The following is a 22,339-nucleotide window of genomic DNA, read 5'->3' as shown; positions in this document are numbered from 1 at the left end:
CTATGCAAGGCAAAAACAGGCGAGGATGCGGAGTTTACGAGCTGTAAATGAGCAATCCGAGCCTGTTTTTAACGCAGCAGAGCCGACGCACAGCAGATTGTGAACAAGTTTTGAGAGGAATAGCCAATGGATAGCTATCAGCATCTGTACATCGACGGGCAGTGGACGCTGCCAATCAAGGGCGGCAGCTTCGCCAGCACTGATCCGAGTGACGAAACGCTGCTGGCCCGGGTGCCGGCGGCCACGGCCGAGGATGTCGACCTGGCGGTGCGCGCCGCGCGCCGTGCTTTCGATGAAGGCCCCTGGCCGCGCATGTCCGGTGCCGAGCGTGGCAAGGTACTGCGCGCCATCGCCACCGGTATTCGCCAGCGTCTGCCGCAACTGGCCGAGCTGGAGGTGCGCGACAACGGCAAGCCGCTGCCCGAGGCCGAGTGGGATCTGGGTGATGCCGCAGGCTGCTTCGAGTTCTACGCGGGCCTTGCCGAAGCTGCCGATGCGCAACCCCGGCAAGATATCGCCCTGGCCGACGAGCGCTTCAGCTCCTGGGTGGAGCGCGAGCCGGTTGGCGTGGTGGGCGCGATCATTCCGTGGAACTTCCCGCTGCTGATGGCGGCCTGGAAGGTCGCTCCGGCGCTGGCTGCCGGTTGCTGCATCGTGCTCAAACCCTCCGAGCTGACGTCGCTGACGGCGCTGGAACTGGCCGCCATCGTCCACGAAGCGGGTGTGCCGGCCGGGGTGTTCAACCTGGTTACCGGGCTTGGGCCGGATGCCGGTGCACCACTGACCGAGCATCCGCTGGTGGACAAGCTGGCCTTCACCGGCAGCGTGCCGACCGGGCGCCGGGTGATGCAGGCTGCCTCGCGCGAGATCAAGAACCTCAGCCTGGAACTGGGCGGCAAATCGCCCTTCATCGTGTTCGCCGACAGCGATGTCGAGGCCGCGGTGGAGTGGATCATGTTCGGCATCTTCTGGAACCAGGGCCAGGTCTGCTCGGCCACTTCGCGGGTTCTTGTGCAGCGCGAGCTGTACCCGGCGCTGCTGGAAAGACTGGTCGCGGAGACGCAGAAAATCCGCATCGGCAATGGCCTGGAAGAGGGCGTACTGCTCGGCCCGCTGGTCAGCCGTGGGCAATACGACAAGGTGCTGGCTGCCATCGACTCCGGCCGCAGCAGCGGGGCGCGTCTGCTGCATGGCGGCGAGCGACCGGTAGGCTTGGACAAGGGCTACTACCTGACGCCGGCGATCTTCGCCGACGTACCGACCGACAGCGATATCTGGCGCGAGGAGATCTTCGGCCCGGTGGTGTGCCTGCGTGCCTTCGACGACGAGGCCGAAGCCCTGCGCCTGGCCAACGATTCGCCGTTCGGCCTGGCCGCCGCGGTGATGTCACGCGACCTGCCGCGTGCCGAGCGAGTGGCCAAGGGCCTGCGTGCCGGTATCGTGTGGATCAACTGCTCGCAGCCAACCTTCACCGAAGCGCCCTGGGGTGGCTACAAGCAGAGCGGCATCGGCCGCGAGCTGGGCCAGTGGGGGTTCGACAGCTACCGCGAGGTCAAGCAGGTCACCCGTTACGACAGTGATCAGCCCTGGGGCTGGTACATCAAGTAAGCGGGCACTGGCTCTGCCGCAATCGCTTGCACGCCGTTGTGCATGAGGTTGCTCAGAGCCTGTCGTAGGCGAAGGGGCTGGGATCGACCAGCGGCGTGCTGCCGTCGATCAGGTCGGCCAGCAAGTGGCCGGCGCCGGGCGCGATGCCGAAGCCGTGGCCGGAATAACCGGTGGAAAGAAACAGCCCTGGCAATTTCTCGACCGGGCCGATTACCGGGATGGCATCCGGGGTGACGTCCATCACCCCGGCCCAGCTTTGCTCCACGCGTATCTGACGGAAGAAGGGAAAAGCGGCCGCCAGGGCGTCGCGCGCTTCGGCCAGGATGGCCGGGGAGGGCTGCGGGTCGAGTACCCGGCAGCGCTCGAAGGGGCTCTCGCTGTCCATATCCCAACGCCGTGGCTGGCGTAGCTCGTCGAGAAAACGACCGTCCAGGCGCAGGCGCACTTCGCGAAACTGCTTGCTCAGTGCCGGGAGAAAATCACCGAGGTAACGCAAGCTGTCCGGTGTGATTGGCGCCAGGTTGCCGTTGCGCTGCGCAATCGTATAACCGCCGTCGGCGCGCTTGCGAAAGGCGTAGCGGCTGGCACCCACGGCCAGCTCCGGGCCGCCGGCCATCGGCGTGGTGCGCATTACCGAGGCCACCACCTTCAGTTGTGGCAGGCGCAGGCCAAGGTTGGCGCAGAACAGCGTCGACCAGGCGCCGCCGGCGAGCACCACATTGCTGCAATGCAGTCGGCCCTGCTCGCTGTACAGCCCGCGTACCCGACCCGCCTCGATGTCCAGCCCACGCACTGCGCAGCCGGTGACGATACGTGCGCCCAGGCGTTGCGCGGCGCGGGCGATCACTGCACTGGCGCGGTGCGGTTCGGCGCGGCCATCGTTGGGCGTGTGCAGCGCGCCGCTCCACCCTGCGGCGGTGCCTTCGGGCATCACCCGCAGCAGCTCTTTGCCTTCCAGCAGCCGTGCGTGCACGCCATGGATGCTAGCGGCCTGCAACCAATCGGCCTGCTGTTGCAGCTGGCGTGGGTTTTCGCAGGCGTAGAGCACGCCGCTGCGGCGAAAGCCCAGGTCTTCGCCGAGCTGCGTTTGCCAACTGTCCCATAAGCGCAGGCTGGCCAGGGCCAGGGGAATTTCCGTCAGATCGCGGCCCATGCTGCGGCACCAGCCCCAGTTGCGCGACGACTGCTCGGCGCCGATCAGGCCCTTTTCCAGCAGGGTGACGGCGATACCGCGGCGGGCCAGCCAATAGGCCGTGCTGACGCCGATAATGCCGCCGCCGATGATGGCGACTTCGGTGCTGTTCGGCAGCCTGTCGCTGACCACCTGTTCAATCTGCGGATACATGCACGCCCTCCGGTAGGGTGCGCCGTGCGCACCGAAAGAACCTGGCGACGAGCATGCCCTGACCGGCAGGGCGTGCAATTTGCATCGCACTTGCCTGCCTTCCTTTATCAGCATATGAGAAATGCCATGAGCGGCACCCAGACCCTGGAGCGAGCGTTCCTGCTGTTGCGCGTCATTGCTGCCTCCGGTCAGCAGGGCGCCAGCCTGGACGAACTGCGCGCGGCAATCGGCTGCTCGCAGGCCACCGCCTACCGCCTGCTGCAGTACCTGCGCCGCCAGGGCTTCGTGCGCGGCGCGGTGCCGCGTGGGCGCTACGTGCTCGGCTACGAACTGTTCGCCCTCGGTGCCCAGGCTGGCAATGCCAGCGCCCTGCGTGAACGGGCGCGACCGGTGTTGCTACGCCTGGCGCAGCGCTTCGGTGACAGCTTCTTCCTGTTGGTGGCGGACGGTCACCAGGTGTTGTGCCTGGACATGCTGGCCGGCGAGTTGCCGGTGCAGAGCTACAGCGGCGCGGTAGGCGGGCGCATCCCCATGGGCGTCGGCCAGGCCTCGCAGGTACTACTGGCCTGGCTCGGCCGCAGCGAGCGCAATGAAATCCTCGCCCACAACGCTGCGACCTTGCGCCTGGACTACGGCCTGGAGGTGGAACGCATCACCGCCAGCCTGCCCAGCGTAAAACGCCTGGGCTACGCCAGCGGCCTGGTCGATAAACGCCTGCCGGGCTACACCGGTTTGGCAGTGCCAATCCTCGACGTCAGCGGACAGCCACTCGGCGCACTCAGCTGTGCGCTGGCGCGACCGCGCATGACCGATGCCCGACGCCAGGCACTGGCGCAGGTGATGAAGGAAGAGGCGCAGCGGTTGGTGGTGGCGTTGGAGAGCTAGAGAGGGGAGAGCAAGGTGGTGATCCAGGTGGCGGGGCTGCATATGTGTGTTGTTCTTTTTAGGTTAGATGGCTGCGAGCGGCCAGAAGCAGACTTCCATCACGAGATCGCCAGCCAATCCAAGGCCGTGTCGCCGGATCCAGGCGAATACTTCCTGCTGCGCGGCCAACCACCTGTACGGCAAAAAGGTTTTTGCACACCGAGGTTATCAGCACGTCAGTGGGCAGAAATTGCAGTTGCTAACTCACGGCGTTGGAGCTCAGGCCAACGGCCTATAGGCTGCCCTGAGCTAGGGAAAATGCAGAGTTGGCAGCGGAGGCGCCTCTAACGACATTCACCGTGGGCATTAAAAGACTGGCCTGCAACACGGGCCGCGCTCGGCTGGTGACTCCGCGCAAATGTTAGGAAATAGCAGGTCTAAGATAGCTGCCTAAGTGGAGACGTAGGCAGCTATGTAGCCAGCCGAAGGTTTTATTGCTCGGGGTAAAATTTGTATCCGGCCCCATCAGCTTTAAGGTGACCTACGCCCGGAAATGGGAAATGGAAACCGCCCACCAACGGGTTGGTTTTATCCACAACCTGCAAAAACTGCTGGCGTACTTTTAGTGCGCTGTCCGGATCAATATCACTTGCAACCATCCATTCAGGATGGGTCGCAAAGAAAGCAGGCACATTAATCATGTCAGCAATGTAGTAAAAAGAACTTGAGCCAGACCTGATCTCATAAACAGTGTGGCCTGGTGTATGTCCATACGCAGCTTTTGAAAATATATCAGGAGCAACTTCTATTCCTGGCTCGAACTTATTCAACATGCTTTCAGGCATGCCAACGAACACTCGCCGCGCGATATCAAAAGCGCCTTTGCGCTGTTGTGGTGCCGCTTGCATATTCGCATCACTCATCCAGTAGTCATATTCTGGCCTGGGAACCCAGACCTTGGCATTGGGATAAACGAATGTACCGTCAGATTTTCTCAGCCCACTGATATGATCCGCATGGAAGTGGGAGATAAGAATAGTATCTATGTCTTCGGGTTTGTAGCCGGCTAATCGGAGGCTTTCAAGTAGCTTACCAGTAGTTTCTTTCGGTGAACCAAACTCGCCGAGCCCCGTATCGAGAAGAATATGGCGAGATCCTGAGACTACCAGATATGCAGTGAAGGGGAGTTCGACGTAATCAGAGCTAAGACCTTGGGCAGAAGCCAATTTTTTTACTTCGTCGAAAGGTGCGTTTGCGACATAGCGTTCATGCAAGGGCAGCCGAGTTGCGCCGTCGTGCAAAGCGATAATTTCTATATCTCCCATTTTAATGCGGTGGACGCGCTCCTGCGGCAACGTTGGCAGTCCGAAATCTGGAGCGGATTGCGCGAGCGCGGGCAGAGTGGACGCCATGGATAATGCTAAAACTGAACCTATTACTTTAATCATGTTGCGACGTTTCATATGGAGTCTCTCTTCTCTGTGATTCTTGGCGATGTGGGTTTGACTAAATCGCAATAGCTATACCTGAGTAATAAGTGGCAAGCGTGGAAACAAAAGCAATTAATATTTACTCAAGTTTTCTTGAGCCTGGAGTTGAGCCGCTTGTTTTGCTGCACGATCTATTATGGTTGCCACTTCAACTGGATGCGCCAGCATTGAAAGATGACTGGAGTCTATGTAGGTGACTTTGGCATTCATCCGTCGAGCTATAGCCTCTTGCACTGCTAGAGGTAGGGCGTTGTCCCTTGATGTCACTGAGTACCAAGTCGGCTTTTCTCGCCAAGCAGCATTAACAATTTTTTCAGAAAAGCTACTCGCATAAATTGGTTTCTGAACCGCTGCCAGCTGATTTACTCGCATTTGAGATAAGTCGTCGGCCATTACAGATTTATAGTCGTGCGGATCGTCGATCCAAGCAAACCCTGAATTGTCCACATTAAGCTTTGGTAGCGGTACATTTAAAAAGCTAAGTAGATCATTAACTGACTCACCTGTGTCTGGCGCCAGCGCTGATAGATAGAGCAAACCTGTCACGGCTGGTAGATTTCCCGCTTGAGTAATTACTGCGCCGCCCCAAGAATGCCCCACCAGAAATACATTTCTGTGATATCGGCGAATTGCCCTCACTGTACTATCGACATCAGCCTCTAAAGAAGTGAGAGGATTTTGTACAGCTATTACGTCGTAGCCCTTCAATTGCAGTTCCGCGATCACTGGAGTCCAAACTGATCCGTCTGTAAAGGCGCCATGCACCAATATGATCGCACTGCTCCCCTGCATAGCTTGGGACTCTTGTGAATGGGAGTTGATACTGATCATAATTAATCCCAGAACTTTGAGAAGATTCCTAATGTGAAAAAATTCTCCAGTAAACCCAGTTTGCATTTGTCCGTGCTCCAGTCCTTTCAGGCTATCTTCTCAAAGATTTTATGCACGGCCTGCGCCGCAACGAAGACGGCGACCTAGACATTCTTCGTACAAAACTCGCCATTCAGGGGGCAGGTATGCGCATTGCTATAGTCGCGCTAGATGGAAGCATGTTGTCAGCGGTTTCTGGGCTAACTGACATTTTTTGGATGACAAACCAGGCTTTGCGCTCTCCAGCCGGAGGGCCAACTCAGGGGGTTATCGCCCCGCCTGGCTTTTCTCTAGAGACACAGGTCGTCAGCCTCGATGGTCAGCCTGTTTGTGATCCAGCCGGCAAGCTGATTCAGGTAGATGCTGCTTTTCAGGTTGATGACAAATACGACGCGGTAGTTATAGCAGGCATGGCTCTTGGTGATAACGGCTTACCCCCCCTCACGGACTCAATCCGGCAGGCCGCAAAGTGGCTAAGGCGATCTCACGATAGCGGCGCATGGATTGGTGGAGCCTGTGCAGGAACTTTTGTCCTTGGCGAAGGGGGGCTACTCGATGGCAGACGCTGTACTACAACCTGGTGGCTGCAACATACTTTTAAGCGACGTTTTCCGAAGGCGCATGTTGTGTGGGGTGCAGCTGTTGAGGAGCAGGATCGCATAGTTACGACAGGAGGGCCTTTATCATGGATTGATCTCGCACTGCATATAATTCGACGCCTGGCTGGCAAGGAAATTGCTAAGCTAGCCGCAGATATTGCGGTTGCAGATACTCAACCGTTACCTCAGGCGATCTATGCGCCAAGGGGATTTGTAAACAATGCCGACCCCTTCCTGTTGCAAGCGGAGCAGATTGTGCGGCACGTAAAACCTAGAATCACAGCAGAGGAACTTGCCGGCGCTCTCAACTTGAGCGAACGCACGCTACACCGCCGTTTAAAGGATCTAGTAGGTGAGTCGCCAAAGTCTTTCATTACACGCGTGCGCATAGAAACAGCCTGCATGCTCTTAGATATACCTGGCGTAAGTGTCAAACAGGTTGCGAGCCAGTGCGGGTACAGCGATGATGCATCATTTAGACGTGCTTTTGCTCAACAAGTCGGCATGTCTCCATTTAACTATAAGCAATGGCAAGAGAAGAGAAGGGTTGAGTAATTAAACTATCTACTTACAAACTGAGATATCCTTCAGTACCTCCAGCTGTTCTGTCAAAAGGGTAAGCTTAATCGGATCCTTATTTATGTCTATTCCGCTGGGCTTTATGCATAGTGATAGCTAATTTAATTGAAGTCATAGCTGATTTTCTTTTGAGCCTCAAGCAAAAAGGTAGGCACTCTGCGGTGGATTGAGTCGACAGTTGCTTGTAAGACATAGAGGTTTTACAAATCAGAAAATTAACTAGGAAATATCAGCTGATATCATTGGCTATTGAGCGAGACAGTGAGCAATACGCACTGAATAAGAATTACGCATGGCTCATCCTAGCCTTCGGCTACATTTGAGCAATATTGGAGGCCGGATCAAGTTTTTTGACTGGCCGCTATCGAGCTGAAGCAGTTTATGATTAATGTCTGCTTCTGGCCAAAAGCCGACGTTTACAGCAGGGAAAATAGAGCAATCTCATTTCTGCCGGCGCATGTACGAAATCTTGCAAATCAAGCGCCTGCCTTAACGGCTGAGGCCCAGGATCTCAAGGCGTCCCGCGCGGCTAGGGCAATTTCCTCGTCACTGCGTCCAGCAAACTGACGCTCTACAGCATCAGCTGCGATGAGCCCCGCAATGGTGGGCTTGCCGACTGCGTCGGTCAGATCCAGCCATTCGATCCAGCTCGCCGGGGTGTCGTACCAGCGCAAATAACCTGTCGGCGAATGAGGCCACCAGCGCTGCTCGAACTGGAGCACAACTTTTTCGAGACTGCCCATCCCAAGGTGAGCCAACGCATCTCGCTGCGCATTAGGCAGCTCAGGCAGAAACTCCAGCGTTTTGAGCACACCAAGTGGCACGGTGCAGATGCAGAAATCGCCCCGTTCGTCGTTGACGCGGAGTTCGCTGCTTCGCCAGTCAATCTGCGTGACGGGCTGGTTCAAACGAATGTCTAGCCCTGTCGCCATGTGCTCGATGATCTGGCTGTAACCGCCTGGCAGGAAGTGATCATCATTGCCGACGCCTTCTTCATCGAGTGATTCCACCGAAAGCTCTGCAAGTGGGAGACAGGCCTCGCTGATCAGGTTGGCATCGATGGCATAACGTGTGAGCCGAGCTTGATCCGGCTCCAGGCTCGCCAGGTAGCGTGCTACCCCTTCAGACAGGGGCATCAGACGGTCGACCCCTTGGCGCAGTGCCTGCCAAGCCTCGTCGATACCGTGGATCGGCCCATCACTGGCAGCGGAAAGCGGTTGACCGAAGTCGGTTCCCACGACGCGAACCCCAAGGCGCTCTGCCTCACGGGCCAGAGTGTTGTCGGCGAACTGCTGTAGCCACGCTGCGCCGACGTCCACGGTCACCGAGCCCAGTTGCACGCTGTGGGTACGGCCGCCGATACGGTTGCGAGCCTCGATGACGACACAATCGACACCATGGGCGCGTAGATGACGTGCAGCCGCCAGGCCAGCACATCCCGCACCAATGACGATGACTCGCTGGGCGCCGCTTTGGACGGCGAGGCTGGCCGCCCGGATGCCGTCGTCCCAGGCACCATGAGTCATTGCCGGCGCATGGGGGTTACAGGCCTCGCCAGCGATCACTAACCGTCCACCCAGGCATTCGCCCAACACCTTGCGATGTTCCGGACGGCCACCGGGTAGAAGAGTGCTGTACGCACCCCGGCAGAACGCATCTTGGCTCCAGTGGGTAACGTGCCAGGCTGTGGGGCAACACACAGGAGATTCCCATTCGACACTTGGCTTGCTCATGAAGCTAACCTTCCTTTGTTCACTTGCTCTGGGCAGGGGGCGCTGCATGATGCCACACCGAATCGGCCCCAAGCGGTCATATGGGGCAATGGGAAAGGCCTCTCATGATGGGGCGTTACGACCCAGTCTTGGTCGTTCGCTTCTGCTCGATGCTTGTTCATCGCAGGCTCTCACTTGTCCTCTATTTCGCCTGCTCTGGTGATTCCTGCTCAGCCCCCGCATCCAGCGCCTGAAGAAACTCAGCCGCCAGATGATGGGCCCATGGATAGGCAGTGAGGCCGGCGAGATAAGCGCAATGGCTGCCACGGGCGGTGACGGCCAGTATGGTGCGCGGCATGTTCGCCATGGCCTGCCGGTGATCCTGCACGTTGTCCAGCACACACACTGGGTCGTCCTCGGCGTTGAGCACCAGCAGTGGAATGTTCACGCGGTGCATCAGTGTCACCGGGTTGCAGTTGTCGAGGAAGGCCTGGTGGCTGGGGTAACCCGCGCACTCGTACAGGTGCTGGTGAAATTCATCGAGGCTTTGCGCACCTTCCAGCGCCGCGAAGCTGGGCAGATGAGCCAGCGTGTCTTTGTTCGGGGTGACGAACTGGCGTACCAGCTTGCGTGCCATCAACCGGGTAAAAGGGGCGCGTGAGCGGGCGAAGGCGACACTGATGTCGTAGCCCGGGCAATAGGCGAACGCGCCGCGCAGCGGCGTATCGTCGCCTTGCTCGCCGAGGTAGCGGATCAGCAGGCCGGTGCCAGCCGAGATGCCTGCGGCGTACAGGGGCGACTGCGGATAGCGCTCGGCGATCAAGCGCAGCTGTTCGCGCAGATCCTCGGTGTCGCCCATGGTGTTGAAGCGTGCGCTGGTCAGCGCCAGCTCGCCATGGCCGCGCCGTTGGCACAAGACCACGCGCCACCCCGTCAGCCGCTGCAGGTCACGCATGAAGGCGCGCATGCTGTGCGGTGAGCCGGTGATGGTGTGCAGCACCACCAGCGTCGGTACATCGCTCGGCAGTTCAGCGCCCAGCCAGTGCAGCGCCGTGGTGCCGCCATCGGCCATGCGCAGGGTATCCACGTGGTCGTAGTGCAGGCGTCCGCAGAAGGCCTTCGTCAGCCCCAGGCCGAGCAGCTGCAGGTGGCCATTGAACAGCCAGGGCGTTACCCAGAAGCGCCGGCTCAGGCGCGGCACCTGGGCGAGCAGTTGCTGGTTTTCCGCGTTGGCTTGGTAGATCAACTGCGGCTTGCGCGCCGCCGTGCGCAGGTAGTGGATGACTAGCCCGACAGCGAGCACGGCAACGACGGTGAACCAGATCGACATCGGATGTCCTTGAGTTGGGAACGAGCCAGCTGCGTAGGGTATCCGCACAGCTGGCTGGCGCGGGTCAGGTTCGCAATTGCGCCCTGAGGATTTTGCCAATGGGTGACTTGGGCAACTGGTCGCGGAACTCGATGCGCTTGGGCACCTTGTAGGCGGTCAGTCGCTCGCGGCAGTGACGAATGATCGCTTCGCCATCCAACCCTGGCCGGTGCAGCGCGACGAAGGCGCACACGGCCTCGCCAGTGTTCTCGTCCGGCACGCCGATCACGGCCACTTCCATGACATCGGGATGCTCGGCGATCACCGCCTCGACCTCGTTGGGGTACACGTTGAAGCCGGAGACCAGCACCATGTCCTTCTTGCGGTCGACGATGCGGATGTAGTCGTCTTCGTCCATCACCGCGATGTCGCCGGTGCGGAACCAACCATCGACGAAGGCCTCGCGGGTTTCATCGGGACGGTTCAGGTAGTGCTCGATGATGTTCGGGCCGCGCACCAGCAGTTCGCCAGGCGTGCCGATGGCCAGCTCGTGTCCATCAGCATCGGCGATGCGCACGTCGAGACCGGGCAGCGGCAGGCCGACGGTGCCATGCCGTTCCTTGGGGCCAGGCGGGTTGAAGGCCACGAAGCAGGAGCTCTCGGTCAGGCCATAACCTTCGAGAATCTGGCCGACGAGTGCGCGCCAGCGTTCGCCGGTCACCGGGCGCAGTGCGGTGCCGCCGGATACGGCGAGTTTGAGCGCAGGCGGGTTGGCCTGGAACCAGGGTTCGGCCAGCAGGCCGGCATACAGGGTGTCCACCCCGGTCATCCAGCGCACCGGAAATTTCTCGAAGGCCGGACGGGTGTTGGCCAGCGGGCGCGGGTTGGGCACCAGCAGGTTGTGCCCACCACGGCCGAAGAACAGCAGGAAGTTAAAGTTGAAGGCGAAGATGTGATAGAGCGGCGGGATGGTGAGGATGATGTCACCGGGCTCGATCTGCGCGCCGAAGCCGGCCAGATAGTCTTCGGCCATGCGCAGTACCGCTTTCAGGTTGGCATGGGTCAGCACCGCACCCTTGCTCCGTCCCGTGGTGCCGCCGGTGTACTGGTACAGGGCGACCGGATGATTGCGCCGCGACAGTTGCAGCTCAGCGCCGACGCCTAGCGCCTCGCTGAAGCGCTGGAAGGCGATCTGCGGCGTCAGGTCGTCGCCGGTCTGCTCTTCCAGGTTCTGCTGGATGGCGCGGCCAACCAGCGCGGGAAAGAAATCACCGAGGCTGGTCAACAGCAGCGGCACGCCACGTTGCTCGATCACCTGCTGCGCGCGCTTGGCGAACAGATCGCACGCCACCAGCAGGCTGGCGCCGCTGTCGAGCAGTTGCGCGTCGAGTTCACGTTCGGTGTACAGCGGGTTGACGTTGGTGACGATCAAACCGGCCTTCCACGCACCCAGCACGGCAATGGGGTAATGCAGGCTGTTGGGCAATTGCAGGGCCACCACCGCGCCTGCCGGCAAACCCTGTTCATGCATCAGGTAGGCGGCGAAAGCGTTGGACAGCCGTTCGATTTCGGCGAAGGAAAGCTCGGCCTGCAAGCCGTTGGGCAGCACCTGGGTAAAGGCCGGTGCATCGCCGAAGCGCCGGGCATTCTCGCCGGCGCTATCGGCAAGGTTGCCGGCCAATGATTCGGCGTCGATGCGGTAGCCATGCAACTGCGTTGGATAGTGTTTTTCCCAGCGGCGGGATTGGGTGGTCATCGTCTTTCTCCTCGTTCTTGTTATTGGGGCTGGAGCGTCGCTTGCCTGCTCAGAGCAGCACTTCGATATCGCCGACGGGGAAGGCCACGCAGGAGTAGATCCAGCCGAAATCACGGTCGGATTTGCGCAGGTGCGCTTCCTGTGGGTTGAACACCTCGCCGGACGTCAACTTGACCCGGCACAGGCTGCATTCACCGGAACGGCAGGCGTTCTCGACGAAGTAGCCGTTGCGTTCCAGGGCATTGAGCAGCGGCTCACCGACGGTGCTGCGAAAGCTGCCACGCCCCTGCACGGTGATGGTCACCTCATCGTCCAGGCTCACGCCTGCCGGCCAGCCGGTCTGCTGGTGCGGCGTCTTGGGTGCACCGTTGGCCTCGACGCGGATGCGCCGGCGGGCAACGCCCAGCTCGCCGAGCAGCGCCATGCAGCTGTCGTTGAACGGCGTCGGGCCGCAGATGTAGAACATCTTGTCGCCGATATCACCGAGCAGTTCCTGCAGCATGGCGCGGTTCAGGCGACCACTGCGCCCGCTGTAGCCCGCAGGCGGCCGCGAGATGACTTCGCTCAGAGTGAAGTTCTCGTGCTGTGCCGCCAGCTCGCGCAGTTCATCGGCATAGATCACGTCGTCGACATGGCTGTTCACGTAGATCATGTGAAAGCGCTGCGGCAGCCCGCGCTCGAGGATGTTCAGCAGGATGCTGCGCGCCGGCGCCGAACCCGAGCCACCGGCGAGGAACACTAGGTCGTCGCCATGAAACAGCGGGTTGTGATGGAAGGTGCCCATCGGCCCAGAACTGCTTAGGCGCTGGCCGACGCTCACCCGGTCGAGCAGGTAGTTGGAGACGAAGCCGCCCTGGGCGCGTTTGACCGTCAGGTCGTAGTGCATGCGTTGCAGTGGCGAAGACGACATGGCGTAGGGCCGCGCCGTTCTCACCCCGTCGATCTCGACGAACAGGTTGATGTACTGCCCGGCCTGGAACGGCGGCAGCGGATGGCCGTCGACCGCTACCAGGCGCAGGGTCCTGGTGCTTGGCGTGTCCTCGATGATCTCGGCGACCTGCAGCGCCAGGCGCTTGGGGTGCAGTTGCACCACGCTGCCGGCCACGTCGCCGCGCACTTCCTGGAAGTCGCTGCCGCTTTGCTCCAGTGCCAGCTTGGCGGCGAACGCCTCGCTGTAACCGGCGATCAGGTTCAATGCATTGTGCTCAGACATTGGCCATCTCCTTCACCTTGATTTGCTTGAGCACGGCGCGAGCGGTCGACTCGCCGGCCATGTAGGTCGGCTGAAAGCCGCCCATGGACGTCCAGGAGCCGGCCATGTACAGGCCCGGCACGGCGTCCAGACGCTCGCGCAGCAGCGCCGAATCCTGCGCGCTCTGCTGGAAGCCGTAGATGGCGCCGCCGGGCGTGTTGAGGTAGCGCATCATGGTCAGCGGCGTGGCCACTTCGACCTCTTCGATGTACTGGCGCACCGTGGGGTAGACCTTCTCGATCAGCGCGATGAGCTTCTCGGCGAAGGCGTACTTGGTCTGCGCGTAATCCTCGGGCTTCACCGATTTCCACACGTCGCCGTATTGCAGGCAGACCAGCACTACCTGGCTCTTGCCGGCCGGTGCGGCGCTCGGGTCTTCCAGGTTGTAGCAGGTGAGCATGCCGCCGAGCGGCGCTTCCAGGCTGCCCATGCGCGCGTGGATCGCCTCCTCGTCGAGGGTCTCGTAGATGAAGCTCGACGCCGTGGTCACGCCCAGCTCCTGCGGTGTGCAGTCCAGGCCCAGGTAGATGACGAAGGCCGAGGTGCCCATGCGCCGCGACTTGAAGTCCTGCTGGATCTTCAGTGGTGGGCGGTCGAGGTCGAGCAGTTCGTTGAAGGTGATCAGCGGGCTGGCGTTGGACACCACCGCGTCGCAGGCGACCCGCTCGCCGCCTTCCAGGCTGACGCCACTGACGCGCCCGCCTTCGGTGTGAATCTTCTCCACGCCACAGTTGAAGCGCACCTCGCCACCGGCTTCGAGGAACGACTCCACCAGCGCGGTCGACATGGCCTGGGAGCCGCCCTTGATATGCCAGGGTTTGAACACCGCATAGGCGTAGAGCATGGTGGCCAGGTCGGCGAACGGCAGCATGTTCGGCGACACGCCGAGGTAGAGCCAATAGGTGGCGAGGATGTTCTTCAACTTGGCGTCGCTGAAGAACTCGTCGAGCACCTCGCGCGCCGGGCGGAAACCGTACTGCACGTAGTACGGGCACATCGACCTGAGCATCGCCTCGCTGTTGGCGCGGGCGGCTTGCGGCAAGGTCATGAAGCTTTCCAGGGTGACCTTCTCGCAGACCAGCATGAAGCGCTCGATGGCCTCGCTTTCGGCCGGATACATCTCCTGCAGCAGGCGGCGGATGCCCGACCAACTGGCCGGCAGCGTGACGTCCAGCTCACCCGGCACCACCAGGCGATACAGCGCGTGCTCCTGGATGAACTCGACCTTGTCCATCACCCCCAGCTTGTCGAAGAACTTGCGCATCACGAAGGGTTTGTCCTCGGTGCCCAGGCCGCTGAGCTGATGCAGCGCCACCTCGAACTCGAAGTTGCCGCGCACGAAGGAGGTCGCGCAGCCACCCGGAATATTGTGCCGCTCCACCAGCAGGGTGCGACTGCCGCCGCGCTGCAGTGCAGTGGCTGCGGTCAGCCCGGCGTTGCCGGCACCGATCACCACGGCGTCGTAATGCTTCATCGTTCACCTCAAACTTATCAGCGATAAGATTTGGTTAAAAAAAGGTCTCAGAAGGTGTCTTGAAGCTCGATCAGATCGGCGAATTCCGCTGGCGTGCCGCTCTTGCGTGCACCGACCGAACGCAGGATGTCCTGGCCGCTGAGGATCGAACTCTGTAGCAGCACGGTGTGTTGCAGGGATTCGTAGACGCCGTGGTCACGGCTGTAGAGCATGGCGCGCTTGATGCCGTTGATCGCGATCGGCGGGCGCTCGGCGATCTTCTGCGCGGCGGCAAAGGCGCCGGCCAGCAACTCCTCAGGCGTGGCGAAAACCTTGGCCAGCAGTCCCAGGCGATGAGCCTCGTCGACCTGCAGAGTGTCTCCGGTCAGCGCCAGGTAGCGAGCGACACCGGCCGGAATCAGTCGCGGCAGACGTTGCAGCACGCCCAGGTCAGCCATCATGCCGACGTTGGTTTCCTCGATGCGGAAGCTCGCCGCCTGCGAGGCGAAAACCAGATCACAGGCGGCGATCAGATCGAATCCGCCACCGATGCAGGCGCCCTGCACGGCGGCGATCACCGGGAAGCGCGCTCTCTCCAGCGCATTCAGCGCGTCCTGCATACGCTCCAGGTTGACCTGCAGCACCTCGCGCTCCTGCGGTGAGGTCGCGTGGAATTCCTTGGCGGTGGAGAACATCTGCATGTCCAGACCGCCACAGAACACCTTGCCCTGCGCCGAAATCACCAGTGCTCGTACTTGGCCCGAATGACTCAGGCGGCTGACGGCCTCCGGCAACTCGCTCCAGAAGGCCCGCGTGAGGCTGTTGGCCTTGTCCGGGCGATTGAGTTGCAGGTGGGCAACGCCGTTCTCGATGCTGACGGCAAAACATTCGTAGTGGTGAGTCATGGGCAGGCCTCATGCGGGGAATGTTAGCGATGCTAAGATCGAATCTTAGCACCGTCAAGATACTGCTCGATGATAAGATTCCAGCGCCCCTATCCCATGCAACCAAGGCTTCTCTCGCATGAGCACGAACCGCGCCCGCGACACCTACCATGTCGGCAACCTTGCCCCCCAGCTGCTCAGCGCCGCGCGAGAAATGCTCGAGGAAGTGGGGCCGACCAAGCTGTCACTGCGCGCTGTGTCCGAACGTGTCGGCGTCAGCTCCACGGCTGCCTATCACCACTACGCCAATCGCGCCGAACTGATCGGCCACCTGGCGGCTCAGGGCTTTCGCGAATTGGGTGCGGCATTGCGCTTGGAGGATCAGGACAGCACAGGCCTGCAGAAACTACGGGATGCTTGCCTCGCCTACTTCAGCTTTGCCCGCAATAATCCGGCGCTCTATCAGCTGATGTTCGGGCCGGAATCGGCCAGCGACGACATGCCGTTGCAGTACCTCGAGGCACGCGACGAGGCCTTTGACGAGTTGAAACGCATCATGGCCGACATCCTCGGCCAGGACGCCGCAAGTGCCGAGGGCCGCCGCGCTGCGCTGGCGGCCTGGTCTTACACCCATGGCCTGGCGTCACTGGTCATCCATGGCGTGCTGCACTTTCCCGCCTCGACCACCGACGCCCGTTTCGTCGACACTACCCTGCAAGGCTTCGAGCACCTGTTCACGGCCTGTGGCGTGGGGGCTGCGCAGCAGTGAAAGGGGCGTGCTGCAACGGTGCTGGCTGACCCGAGCAGGCCATTTCAGGCGTGGGTGTCGATCCTGTTATCGAAAACCTGCGCGCAACACTTGTCCCATGCGGGCCGCCAACGTCTTGTGCTTATGCCACCGGCGCAGGCAGCAGGCATGGCTTCCTTGGCCGCTGAGCCTTAGATTAGGCAAGCCTTGGCCTAGCGGACAGGTGCAATAACCAATCGGATAACTGGAGCAGTTTTCATGGAGCTGGAGCACCTGACGCCCTCTCGGGAACATGACGCACCGATCTACCTGCAGCTCTACCGTCGTTACCGGGAGGCAATCGCCAGCGGCAAACTCAGCCCAGGTGATCGAGTGCCGTCCGTGCGCAGCCTGGCCAGCGAGCTGAACCTGGCGCGTGGCACGGTCGAGGTGGCCTATCAGATGCTGGTGAGCGAGGGCTACTTCACGACGCGTGGCACCTCCGGCACAGTCGTTTCTCCCCATCTGGATGGTCTGCCAGAACCTGGCCAGGCGGCGTCCTTCGCTCCCGCCCAGTCGCCAGCCTCCAGCCTGAGCAACTCGGCTCGCGAGGTGCTGCCGTTCCAGCTCGGTTTACCGGCGCTGGATGCGTTTCCGCGCAAAGCCTGGGTGCGCCTGACCGGGCGGCGCCTTCGCACCCTGGATACCGCCGCCATGACCTATCCCGATGAAGCGGGATACGAACCGCTGCGGCGGGCCATCGCGACCTATCTGGGAATATCGCGGGGTATCGCCTGCTCGCATGAACAGGTCTTCGTCACGGCGGGTTATCGCGGGGCGTTGGAACTCGTCTGTCGTGCGCTGCTGCAGCCCGGAGACCTGGGCTGGTACGAGGAGCCTGGCTACCTGCTGGCCCGGCAGTTCTTGCAGCAGGCCGGCATGCGCCTGGAGCCGGTGCCGGTCGATGAGGACGGACTGAACGTGGCGAGTGCCCAGCAACGCGCCGCCGATGCCCGTTTCGCCGTGGTCACTCCCACACACCAGAGTCCGACTGGCGTTGCGCTGTCGCTGCCACGCCGTCTGGAACTGCTGGACTGGGCGAGCCGACGTAGCGCCTGGATCATCGAGGATGACTACGACAGCGAGTTTCGTTACCACGGCCGCCCGCTACCGGCACTCAAGAGCCTGGATCGCGATGGTCGGGTGCTCTACACCGGTACCTTCAGCAAGGTGCTGTTTCCCGGGTTGCGCTTGGCTTATCTGGTTGTACCTGCCAGCCAGGTCGCCACTTTCAACGCGGCGGCGCACCAGTATCCCAGCGCTGGTTCGATCCTGTCGCAGGCCATGGTTGCTGACTTCATGGAGCAGGGGCACTTCACCCGGCATCTGCGCAAGATGCGGGCTCTGTACGCGCAGAGGCATCAGTTCCTGATCGATGCGCTTAGTGGGGCGATGGGACAACGCCTGTACGTTTCGCCGCAGGCCGGCGGTATTCATGTGCTGGCCTACCTGAATGGCCGGAACGACGACCAGGCCCTGGCCAAGGCCGCCAGAGGCAATGGTCTTGCAGTACATGCCCTGAATGACTGGCGAATGCATAGCGCAGGGCAGGGCGGGTTGCTGATGGGCTTTGCCAACTTCAAGACGGCCGAAGAGACCGCGATCTCGGTTCGTCAACTCGAAACCCTGTTCAGTCGTTAGCCGAGGTCGCAAGTAATCGGCGGCCCTTCGATGACCAGCCTGTGTCCAGGCGCAAAGTGGATGTGACCCTGGTTATTGATCCGCCCTCAGCTAGAGCCCGGCAGGGCTCCTGAGAAAGCGCTTGCGGAAGGCGGCCGGCGAAATGCCGACACGCTGGCAGAACAGGCGGCGGAACGAGTTACTGTCCTCATAGCCCACGCGACTGGTGATGACCTCGAAATTCAGGCGCGTGCTTTCCAGCAGTTCCTTGGCCTTTTCCAGGCGCAATGCCTGGAGGTAGGCCAGCGGGGTGTGACCGGTGGCGTCCTTGAAGCGGCGCTTGAAGTTGCGAACACCGAAACCGAAGCGCTCGGCCAGCTCATCGATGTTGCAGGGGTTGGCGAAGTTCGACTCCATCCAGTCCTGAACGCGCAACACGGCCTCGTCGCCATGGCTGCGTGGCATTGACCAACTGATGTAGACGGACTGCTCGCTGCGTACGTTATCGATCAGCAGGTAGCGGCTGCATTGCTGCGCCAATTCGCGCGAGGCGAAGCGGCGAATCAGGTGCAGCAGCAAGTCCATCGCCGCACTCGCCCCGGCACTGGTGATCACCCGACCGTCCTCGCAGAGGATGCGCCGCTCGTCCACCCGCGCCGCAGGGTAGCGGCGTCGCAGCAGATCGGCGAAGGCCCAGTGGGTGGTGGCTTCGACACCGTCGAGCAGGCCCGCCTCGGCCAGCATGAAGGTGGCCGTGCACATCGAGGCGATGACCGCGCCCTGATCGTGCTGGCGCCGCAGCCAGCCGCGATAGCGCCCGAAGGCGGGCAGGGCGTCGCGCAGGCTGAAGAGAAAGCCAGGAATCAGCACCAGGTCGGTTTGCGTCACCGCGTCTAGTGACATGTCTACCGGCATCGCTCGACCCAGGGCATTGGCCACCGGCTGTCCGTCCAGCGATGCCACGCTGAGGGTGAAGGGGGCTGCGGCTGGCTGGGCGAAGCGATTGGCGGCGTCGAGGACTTCAAGCGCCAGGGCGGCGCTGGCCAGCGAGCTGTGTTCGGCCACCAGCAAGGTGATGTGCATGAAAACTCTCTTGCGTAAATCGCATGGTATTAGTCATTTCTGCATCTACCTTACTCCATGCGCGCCACCTAGAGTGCGGCCCTTGTCATTCAAACAGGTGTTCGCCGCATGAACCTGTGGTTTCGCCTTTTCCTGATGCTGTTGCGTCGTCCCTGGCGCAAGCCGGTGCCATGGCTCGCAACTACCGTGGTGCGGCTGCGGGTCTGGCCGCTGGATCTGGATTTCAATCGGCACGTCACCAATGGTCGCTACTTCACCCTAGCCGATGTCGGACGTATGGATTACGTACTGCGCAGCGGGGCTTTTCGCGTGGCGCTTCGGCACCGCGCGTTGCCCATCGTCGGCGACGTGTGCGGCAAGTTTCGCCGTGAGCTGAAGCTGTTCGAACGCTTTGAAATCCACACGCGGATGTTGGGTTGGGATGAGCGATGGAGCTTCGTCGAACACCGCTTCGTCAAGGATCAGCGGGTGATCGCCGTGGTGGTCATGCGCGGGTTGTTTCGTGGGCCGAAAGGCAATGTCGCGCCGGCCGAGTTCGCCCGTGAACTTGGCATCGATGAGCAGTCGCCGCCGTTGCCGCAATGGTTGCAGGAGTGGTCGGCGAGCTGTGATGGTTTGAGCCTGCACCTGCGTGAAGCAGAGCGTCCGTAGACGCCCTGCAGGTTGGTCAGGTGTCTTTGGCAGGAGCCATTGACTTGGCTAGATCCGCTGGACATCGCCGTCCTGGCGAATTTCTGCTCTCTGCGCGCGTTCTTCCTGGGCTTGATCCTGTGCCTTGGGCGCGAAGCGCAGAATCAGGCAGGCGATGATGGCCGACAGCAGTGAGCCGAGCATGATGCCGATCTTGGATTCCTCCACCAGCTCCGGGTAACCGGGAAAGGCCAGGCCGCTGATGAACAGGCTCATGGTGAAGCCGATACCGCAGAGCATGGAGATCGCATAGATCTGCAACCAGGTGCAGCTTCGGGGCTTGGCGGCCAGCCCGGATTTCACCGCCAGCAGCACGCCGCCAAATACACCGAGCTGCTTGCCAAGGAACAGGCCAGCCGCGATGCCCAGGGGCAAGGGCGCGAAGACATCCGCAAGGGCGAGGCCCTCGAAGGAAACCCCGGCATTGGCGAAGCCGAAGGAGGGGACGATCAGAAAGCCCACCCAGGGCGCGATGCCATGTTCGAGGCGGTGCAGGGGCGAATCGGGAGAGTCAGGTTCGCCAGGCGTGGGAATGTAGGGAATCAGGAAGGCGCCGACGACACCTGCGATGGTGGCATGTACGCCCGACAGCAGTGTCACGTACCACAGCAGGGCCAGGCCGATCAGATAGGGCCACAACACCATCACGCGCAGGCGGTTGAGCGTGAACAGCACGGCGATGATGGCGGCCGCCAAGAGCAGCGCGGTGACGTTGATCGAGGCGGTGTAGAAGATCGCGATGATCGCCACGGCGCCCATGTCGTCGATGATGGCCACCGACACCAGCATCAGCTTCAGTGACAGCGGTGCATGGCGGCCCAGCAGGGCCAGCGCGCCGACGGCAAACGCGATATCGGTCGCGGCGGGAATGGCCCAGCCGTTGCCAAGTTGTGCTTCCCCCTGGGTGATTGCCAGGAAGATCCCCGCAGGCACCATCATCCCCATCAATGCGGGCAAGGCGGGCAGGCGGCGTTGTTCCCAGGAGGAAAGACGACCGTCCACCAGCTCGCGTTTGATCTCCAGGCCTACCAGCAAGAAGAAGATCGCCATGAGGCCATCGTTGATCCACAGGTGCAGCGTCATCGGGCCGAGCTTCTCGCTGAGCGTCGGGCCAGTCGCCATGTGAAGCAGATGCAGGTAGCTGCTGGCCAGCGGGCTGTTGGCAATCATCACGGCTGCCGCGGCTGCGAACATCAGCAATACGCCACCGGCCGCCTCGCTGGCGAGAAAGCGCTTGAGCGCGGACGGCTGCGGGATCGATGACGAATAGGTCATGCAAGGTTCTCCTTGGACGAGTGGAAACAGGCGCTGTGTCGGACGGCCAATGAGCGAGTCTGGGAAAGGCGGACACAGCGAAGCGCTGGCCAGAACGGGGTCTGGTCAGAGGCGGGGAAAGGGCGCAGAGGAGTGGCGGAAAAGGCTCGGGACGGATTCGACGAATCGGGGCGTCGCCACAGAAAGCTGAACGGCTGCATGTTTCGGGAAAGCCTCACGGAAAACGACTGATCGTTCTCCGTATTCGGGGCTTACCCCGGGCGCACGCAGCACACGCCAAAGTGCGGGGATCTTATAGCGGGTTACTGGCGTGCTTCAACAGCATGACGTTGCAGGTTGTTTCATGGCGCGGGCAGGGCGCAGCCGATACCCGAGGCCGCCATGCTGTACTGGTCAATCAGCCCCGTAGTTCATGATCGACAACAGTCGGATTGGCACTTTCACCAGCTTCTCCGGGCCGTGCGGCACTTCGCCGTCGAAGGTCAGGCTATCGCCTGCCTGCATCGGGTAGAGCTGGTTACCGTGGCGGTACACCAGTTCACCTTCCAGCAGATGGAGGAACTCGGTGCCGGGATGAGCGAAGGTGGGGAACTCCTCGCTGGCGTCGTCCATGCTCACCATATACGCCTCGAAGCTCTTCTTCGGCCCACGGGTATGGTTGAGCAGGCGATAGGTGTGGCCCTTGTCGGTGCCTCGACGCACCACTTCGAGGCCTTCGCCGGCCTTCACCAGCAGGGCGCTGCCACCTTGCTGGTCGTACTGGCTGAACAGCTTGGACATGGGCATGCCGAGCACGTCGCAGAGGCGGCTGAGGGTGTCGAGGCTGGTGGAGACCTGGGCGTTTTCGATCTTGCTCAGCATGCCCTGGCTGATCCCGGCGATGCGCGCCACATCGGCGATCTTCAGTTCCTGCGCCTGCCGCTGGCGGCGAATCTGCATGCCCAGGTATTGCTCGAGCTTGAGGCGGGGAGGGATTTCTGTAGAAGTCGTCATGCGTGCTTATATCTTCTTATGAATAAAAAATTCGCACTGAGAATGTGCGGAGTGCCTTTCTTCGGTGCGTTTTCACGGTTGGAATTTCCTCCTATGAAAGCATCTTTCCTTGGCGGATAGAAGAAAGACGCGGGTTTCCGTGCTTGTGGGGGCGCGTATGCGCAGTTGGC

Annotated in this window: 18 protein-coding genes; 6 read left to right on the top strand and 12 right to left on the bottom strand. The window is 61.2% G+C overall.

Translation table 11 applies throughout. The annotated features are described in order from the left end of the window. Positions 1-126: 126 nt before the first annotated feature. Entirely contained in the window at positions 127-1,608 is a 1,482-nt protein-coding gene (locus HS968_RS19115) for an aldehyde dehydrogenase family protein (RefSeq protein WP_182368185.1), read from the top strand. A 52-nt stretch (positions 1,609-1,660) separates the two neighbouring features. Here the strand turns inward: HS968_RS19115 and HS968_RS19110 are convergent, their stop codons facing one another. Next, positions 1,661-2,953, bottom strand: coding sequence for an NAD(P)/FAD-dependent oxidoreductase (locus HS968_RS19110; RefSeq protein ID WP_182368183.1), 1,293 nt, complete (start codon positions 2,951-2,953; stop codon positions 1,661-1,663). Between the two features lie 126 nt (positions 2,954-3,079). Between HS968_RS19110 and HS968_RS19105 the strand changes: the two genes are divergently transcribed. Further along, positions 3,080-3,838, top strand: a complete 759-nt coding sequence (locus HS968_RS19105; RefSeq protein ID WP_182368181.1) for an IclR family transcriptional regulator — start codon at positions 3,080-3,082, stop codon at positions 3,836-3,838. A gap of 470 nt (positions 3,839-4,308) precedes the next feature. Here HS968_RS19105 and HS968_RS19100 read toward each other — a convergent pair whose 3' ends face one another. Next, on the bottom strand, positions 4,309-5,280 hold the full coding sequence (locus HS968_RS19100) for an MBL fold metallo-hydrolase (RefSeq protein WP_182368179.1): 972 nt from the start codon (positions 5,278-5,280) through the stop codon (positions 4,309-4,311). Positions 5,281-5,379: 99 nt separating this feature from the next. Then, on the bottom strand, positions 5,380-6,204 hold the full coding sequence (locus tag HS968_RS19095; protein ID WP_182368177.1) for an alpha/beta hydrolase: 825 nt from the start codon (positions 6,202-6,204) through the stop codon (positions 5,380-5,382). A gap of 119 nt (positions 6,205-6,323) precedes the next feature. Between HS968_RS19095 and HS968_RS19090 the strand changes: the two genes are divergently transcribed. Continuing rightward, a complete protein-coding gene (locus HS968_RS19090) occupies positions 6,324-7,331 on the top strand; it encodes a GlxA family transcriptional regulator (RefSeq protein WP_182368176.1) in 1,008 nt (335 codons plus the stop codon). A 500-nt stretch (positions 7,332-7,831) separates the two neighbouring features. Here HS968_RS19090 and HS968_RS19085 read toward each other — a convergent pair whose 3' ends face one another. The 6 genes from HS968_RS19085 to HS968_RS19060 all read right to left on the bottom strand — a co-directional run bounded on the left by HS968_RS19085 (position 7,832) and on the right by HS968_RS19060 (position 15,742). Next, entirely contained in the window at positions 7,832-9,088 is a 1,257-nt protein-coding gene (locus tag HS968_RS19085) for a flavin monoamine oxidase family protein (protein WP_182371654.1), read from the bottom strand. A gap of 181 nt (positions 9,089-9,269) precedes the next feature. Next, on the bottom strand, positions 9,270-10,397 hold the full coding sequence (locus HS968_RS19080; protein WP_182368174.1) for a YheT family hydrolase: 1,128 nt from the start codon (positions 10,395-10,397) through the stop codon (positions 9,270-9,272). A gap of 64 nt (positions 10,398-10,461) precedes the next feature. Further along, positions 10,462-12,132: an AMP-binding protein gene (locus HS968_RS19075; RefSeq protein ID WP_182368172.1), complete on the bottom strand. Its 1,671-nt coding sequence runs from the start codon at positions 12,130-12,132 to the stop codon at positions 10,462-10,464. A 49-nt stretch (positions 12,133-12,181) separates the two neighbouring features. After that, positions 12,182-13,345, bottom strand: coding sequence for an FAD-binding oxidoreductase (locus tag HS968_RS19070; RefSeq protein ID WP_182368170.1), 1,164 nt, complete (start codon positions 13,343-13,345; stop codon positions 12,182-12,184). Then, positions 13,338-14,858, bottom strand: coding sequence for a phytoene desaturase family protein (locus tag HS968_RS19065; RefSeq protein ID WP_182368169.1), 1,521 nt, complete (start codon positions 14,856-14,858; stop codon positions 13,338-13,340). The genes HS968_RS19070 and HS968_RS19065 overlap by 8 nt, the downstream gene beginning before the upstream one ends. 47 nt (positions 14,859-14,905) lie before the next feature. After that, positions 14,906-15,742 (bottom strand): enoyl-CoA hydratase-related protein, encoded by an 837-nt coding sequence (locus HS968_RS19060; protein WP_182368167.1) that lies wholly within the window; start codon positions 15,740-15,742, stop codon positions 14,906-14,908. Positions 15,743-15,860: 118 nt separating this feature from the next. Between HS968_RS19060 and HS968_RS19055 the strand changes: the two genes are divergently transcribed. Beyond that, entirely contained in the window at positions 15,861-16,490 is a 630-nt protein-coding gene (locus HS968_RS19055; RefSeq protein ID WP_182368165.1) for a TetR/AcrR family transcriptional regulator, read from the top strand. Between the two features lie 237 nt (positions 16,491-16,727). Then, positions 16,728-18,149, top strand: a complete 1,422-nt coding sequence (pdxR, locus tag HS968_RS19050) for a MocR-like pyridoxine biosynthesis transcription factor PdxR (protein WP_182368163.1) — start codon at positions 16,728-16,730, stop codon at positions 18,147-18,149. Positions 18,150-18,239: 90 nt separating this feature from the next. On the opposite strand, the gene HS968_RS19045 is transcribed toward pdxR, so the two are convergent. Continuing rightward, positions 18,240-19,211, bottom strand: coding sequence for a GlxA family transcriptional regulator (locus tag HS968_RS19045; protein ID WP_182368161.1), 972 nt, complete (start codon positions 19,209-19,211; stop codon positions 18,240-18,242). A 108-nt stretch (positions 19,212-19,319) separates the two neighbouring features. On the opposite strand from HS968_RS19045, the gene HS968_RS19040 reads away from it, so the two are divergent. After that, a complete protein-coding gene (locus HS968_RS19040; RefSeq protein ID WP_119693168.1) occupies positions 19,320-19,862 on the top strand; it encodes a thioesterase family protein in 543 nt (180 codons plus the stop codon). 48 nt (positions 19,863-19,910) lie between these two features. Here the strand turns inward: HS968_RS19040 and nhaA are convergent, their stop codons facing one another. Further along, positions 19,911-21,176, bottom strand: a complete 1,266-nt coding sequence (nhaA, locus tag HS968_RS19035; RefSeq protein WP_182368159.1) for a Na+/H+ antiporter NhaA — start codon at positions 21,174-21,176, stop codon at positions 19,911-19,913. A 393-nt stretch (positions 21,177-21,569) separates the two neighbouring features. Continuing rightward, positions 21,570-22,169, bottom strand: a complete 600-nt coding sequence (locus HS968_RS19030; RefSeq protein ID WP_106736711.1) for a helix-turn-helix domain-containing protein — start codon at positions 22,167-22,169, stop codon at positions 21,570-21,572. Positions 22,170-22,339: the final 170 nt, after the last annotated feature.

Origin of the sequence: Pseudomonas berkeleyensis, assembly GCF_014109765.1 — a bacterium.
Classification (GTDB): Bacteria; Pseudomonadota; Gammaproteobacteria; order Pseudomonadales; family Pseudomonadaceae; genus Aquipseudomonas; species Aquipseudomonas berkeleyensis.
The sequence above is the reverse complement of the archived record's forward strand: the minus strand, read 5'-3'. Positions and strand labels throughout refer to the sequence as shown.

Coding starts and splice junctions, on each gene's coding strand:
- HS968_RS19070 (WP_182368170.1), bottom strand. CDS start 13,345: ATGTCTGAGCACAATGCATTGAACCTGATCGCCGGTTACAGCGAGGCG.
- HS968_RS19045 (WP_182368161.1), bottom strand. CDS start 19,211: ATGCACATCACCTTGCTGGTGGCCGAACACAGCTCGCTGGCCAGCGCC.
- HS968_RS19030 (WP_106736711.1), bottom strand. CDS start 22,169: ATGACGACTTCTACAGAAATCCCTCCCCGCCTCAAGCTCGAGCAATAC.
- HS968_RS19085 (WP_182371654.1), bottom strand. CDS start 9,088: ATGAGCAAGCCAAGTGTCGAATGGGAATCTCCTGTGTGTTGCCCCACA.
- HS968_RS19075 (WP_182368172.1), bottom strand. CDS start 12,132: ATGACCACCCAATCCCGCCGCTGGGAAAAACACTATCCAACGCAGTTG.
- HS968_RS19095 (WP_182368177.1), bottom strand. CDS start 6,204: ATGCAAACTGGGTTTACTGGAGAATTTTTTCACATTAGGAATCTTCTC.
- HS968_RS19110 (WP_182368183.1), bottom strand. CDS start 2,953: ATGTATCCGCAGATTGAACAGGTGGTCAGCGACAGGCTGCCGAACAGC.
- HS968_RS19090 (WP_182368176.1), top strand. CDS start 6,324: ATGCGCATTGCTATAGTCGCGCTAGATGGAAGCATGTTGTCAGCGGTT.
- HS968_RS19060 (WP_182368167.1), bottom strand. CDS start 15,742: ATGACTCACCACTACGAATGTTTTGCCGTCAGCATCGAGAACGGCGTT.
- pdxR (WP_182368163.1), top strand. CDS start 16,728: ATGGAGCTGGAGCACCTGACGCCCTCTCGGGAACATGACGCACCGATC.
- nhaA (WP_182368159.1), bottom strand. CDS start 21,176: ATGACCTATTCGTCATCGATCCCGCAGCCGTCCGCGCTCAAGCGCTTT.
- HS968_RS19055 (WP_182368165.1), top strand. CDS start 15,861: ATGAGCACGAACCGCGCCCGCGACACCTACCATGTCGGCAACCTTGCC.
- HS968_RS19100 (WP_182368179.1), bottom strand. CDS start 5,280: ATGAAACGTCGCAACATGATTAAAGTAATAGGTTCAGTTTTAGCATTA.
- HS968_RS19065 (WP_182368169.1), bottom strand. CDS start 14,858: ATGAAGCATTACGACGCCGTGGTGATCGGTGCCGGCAACGCCGGGCTG.
- HS968_RS19105 (WP_182368181.1), top strand. CDS start 3,080: ATGAGCGGCACCCAGACCCTGGAGCGAGCGTTCCTGCTGTTGCGCGTC.
- HS968_RS19115 (WP_182368185.1), top strand. CDS start 127: ATGGATAGCTATCAGCATCTGTACATCGACGGGCAGTGGACGCTGCCA.
- HS968_RS19040 (WP_119693168.1), top strand. CDS start 19,320: ATGAACCTGTGGTTTCGCCTTTTCCTGATGCTGTTGCGTCGTCCCTGG.
- HS968_RS19080 (WP_182368174.1), bottom strand. CDS start 10,397: ATGTCGATCTGGTTCACCGTCGTTGCCGTGCTCGCTGTCGGGCTAGTC.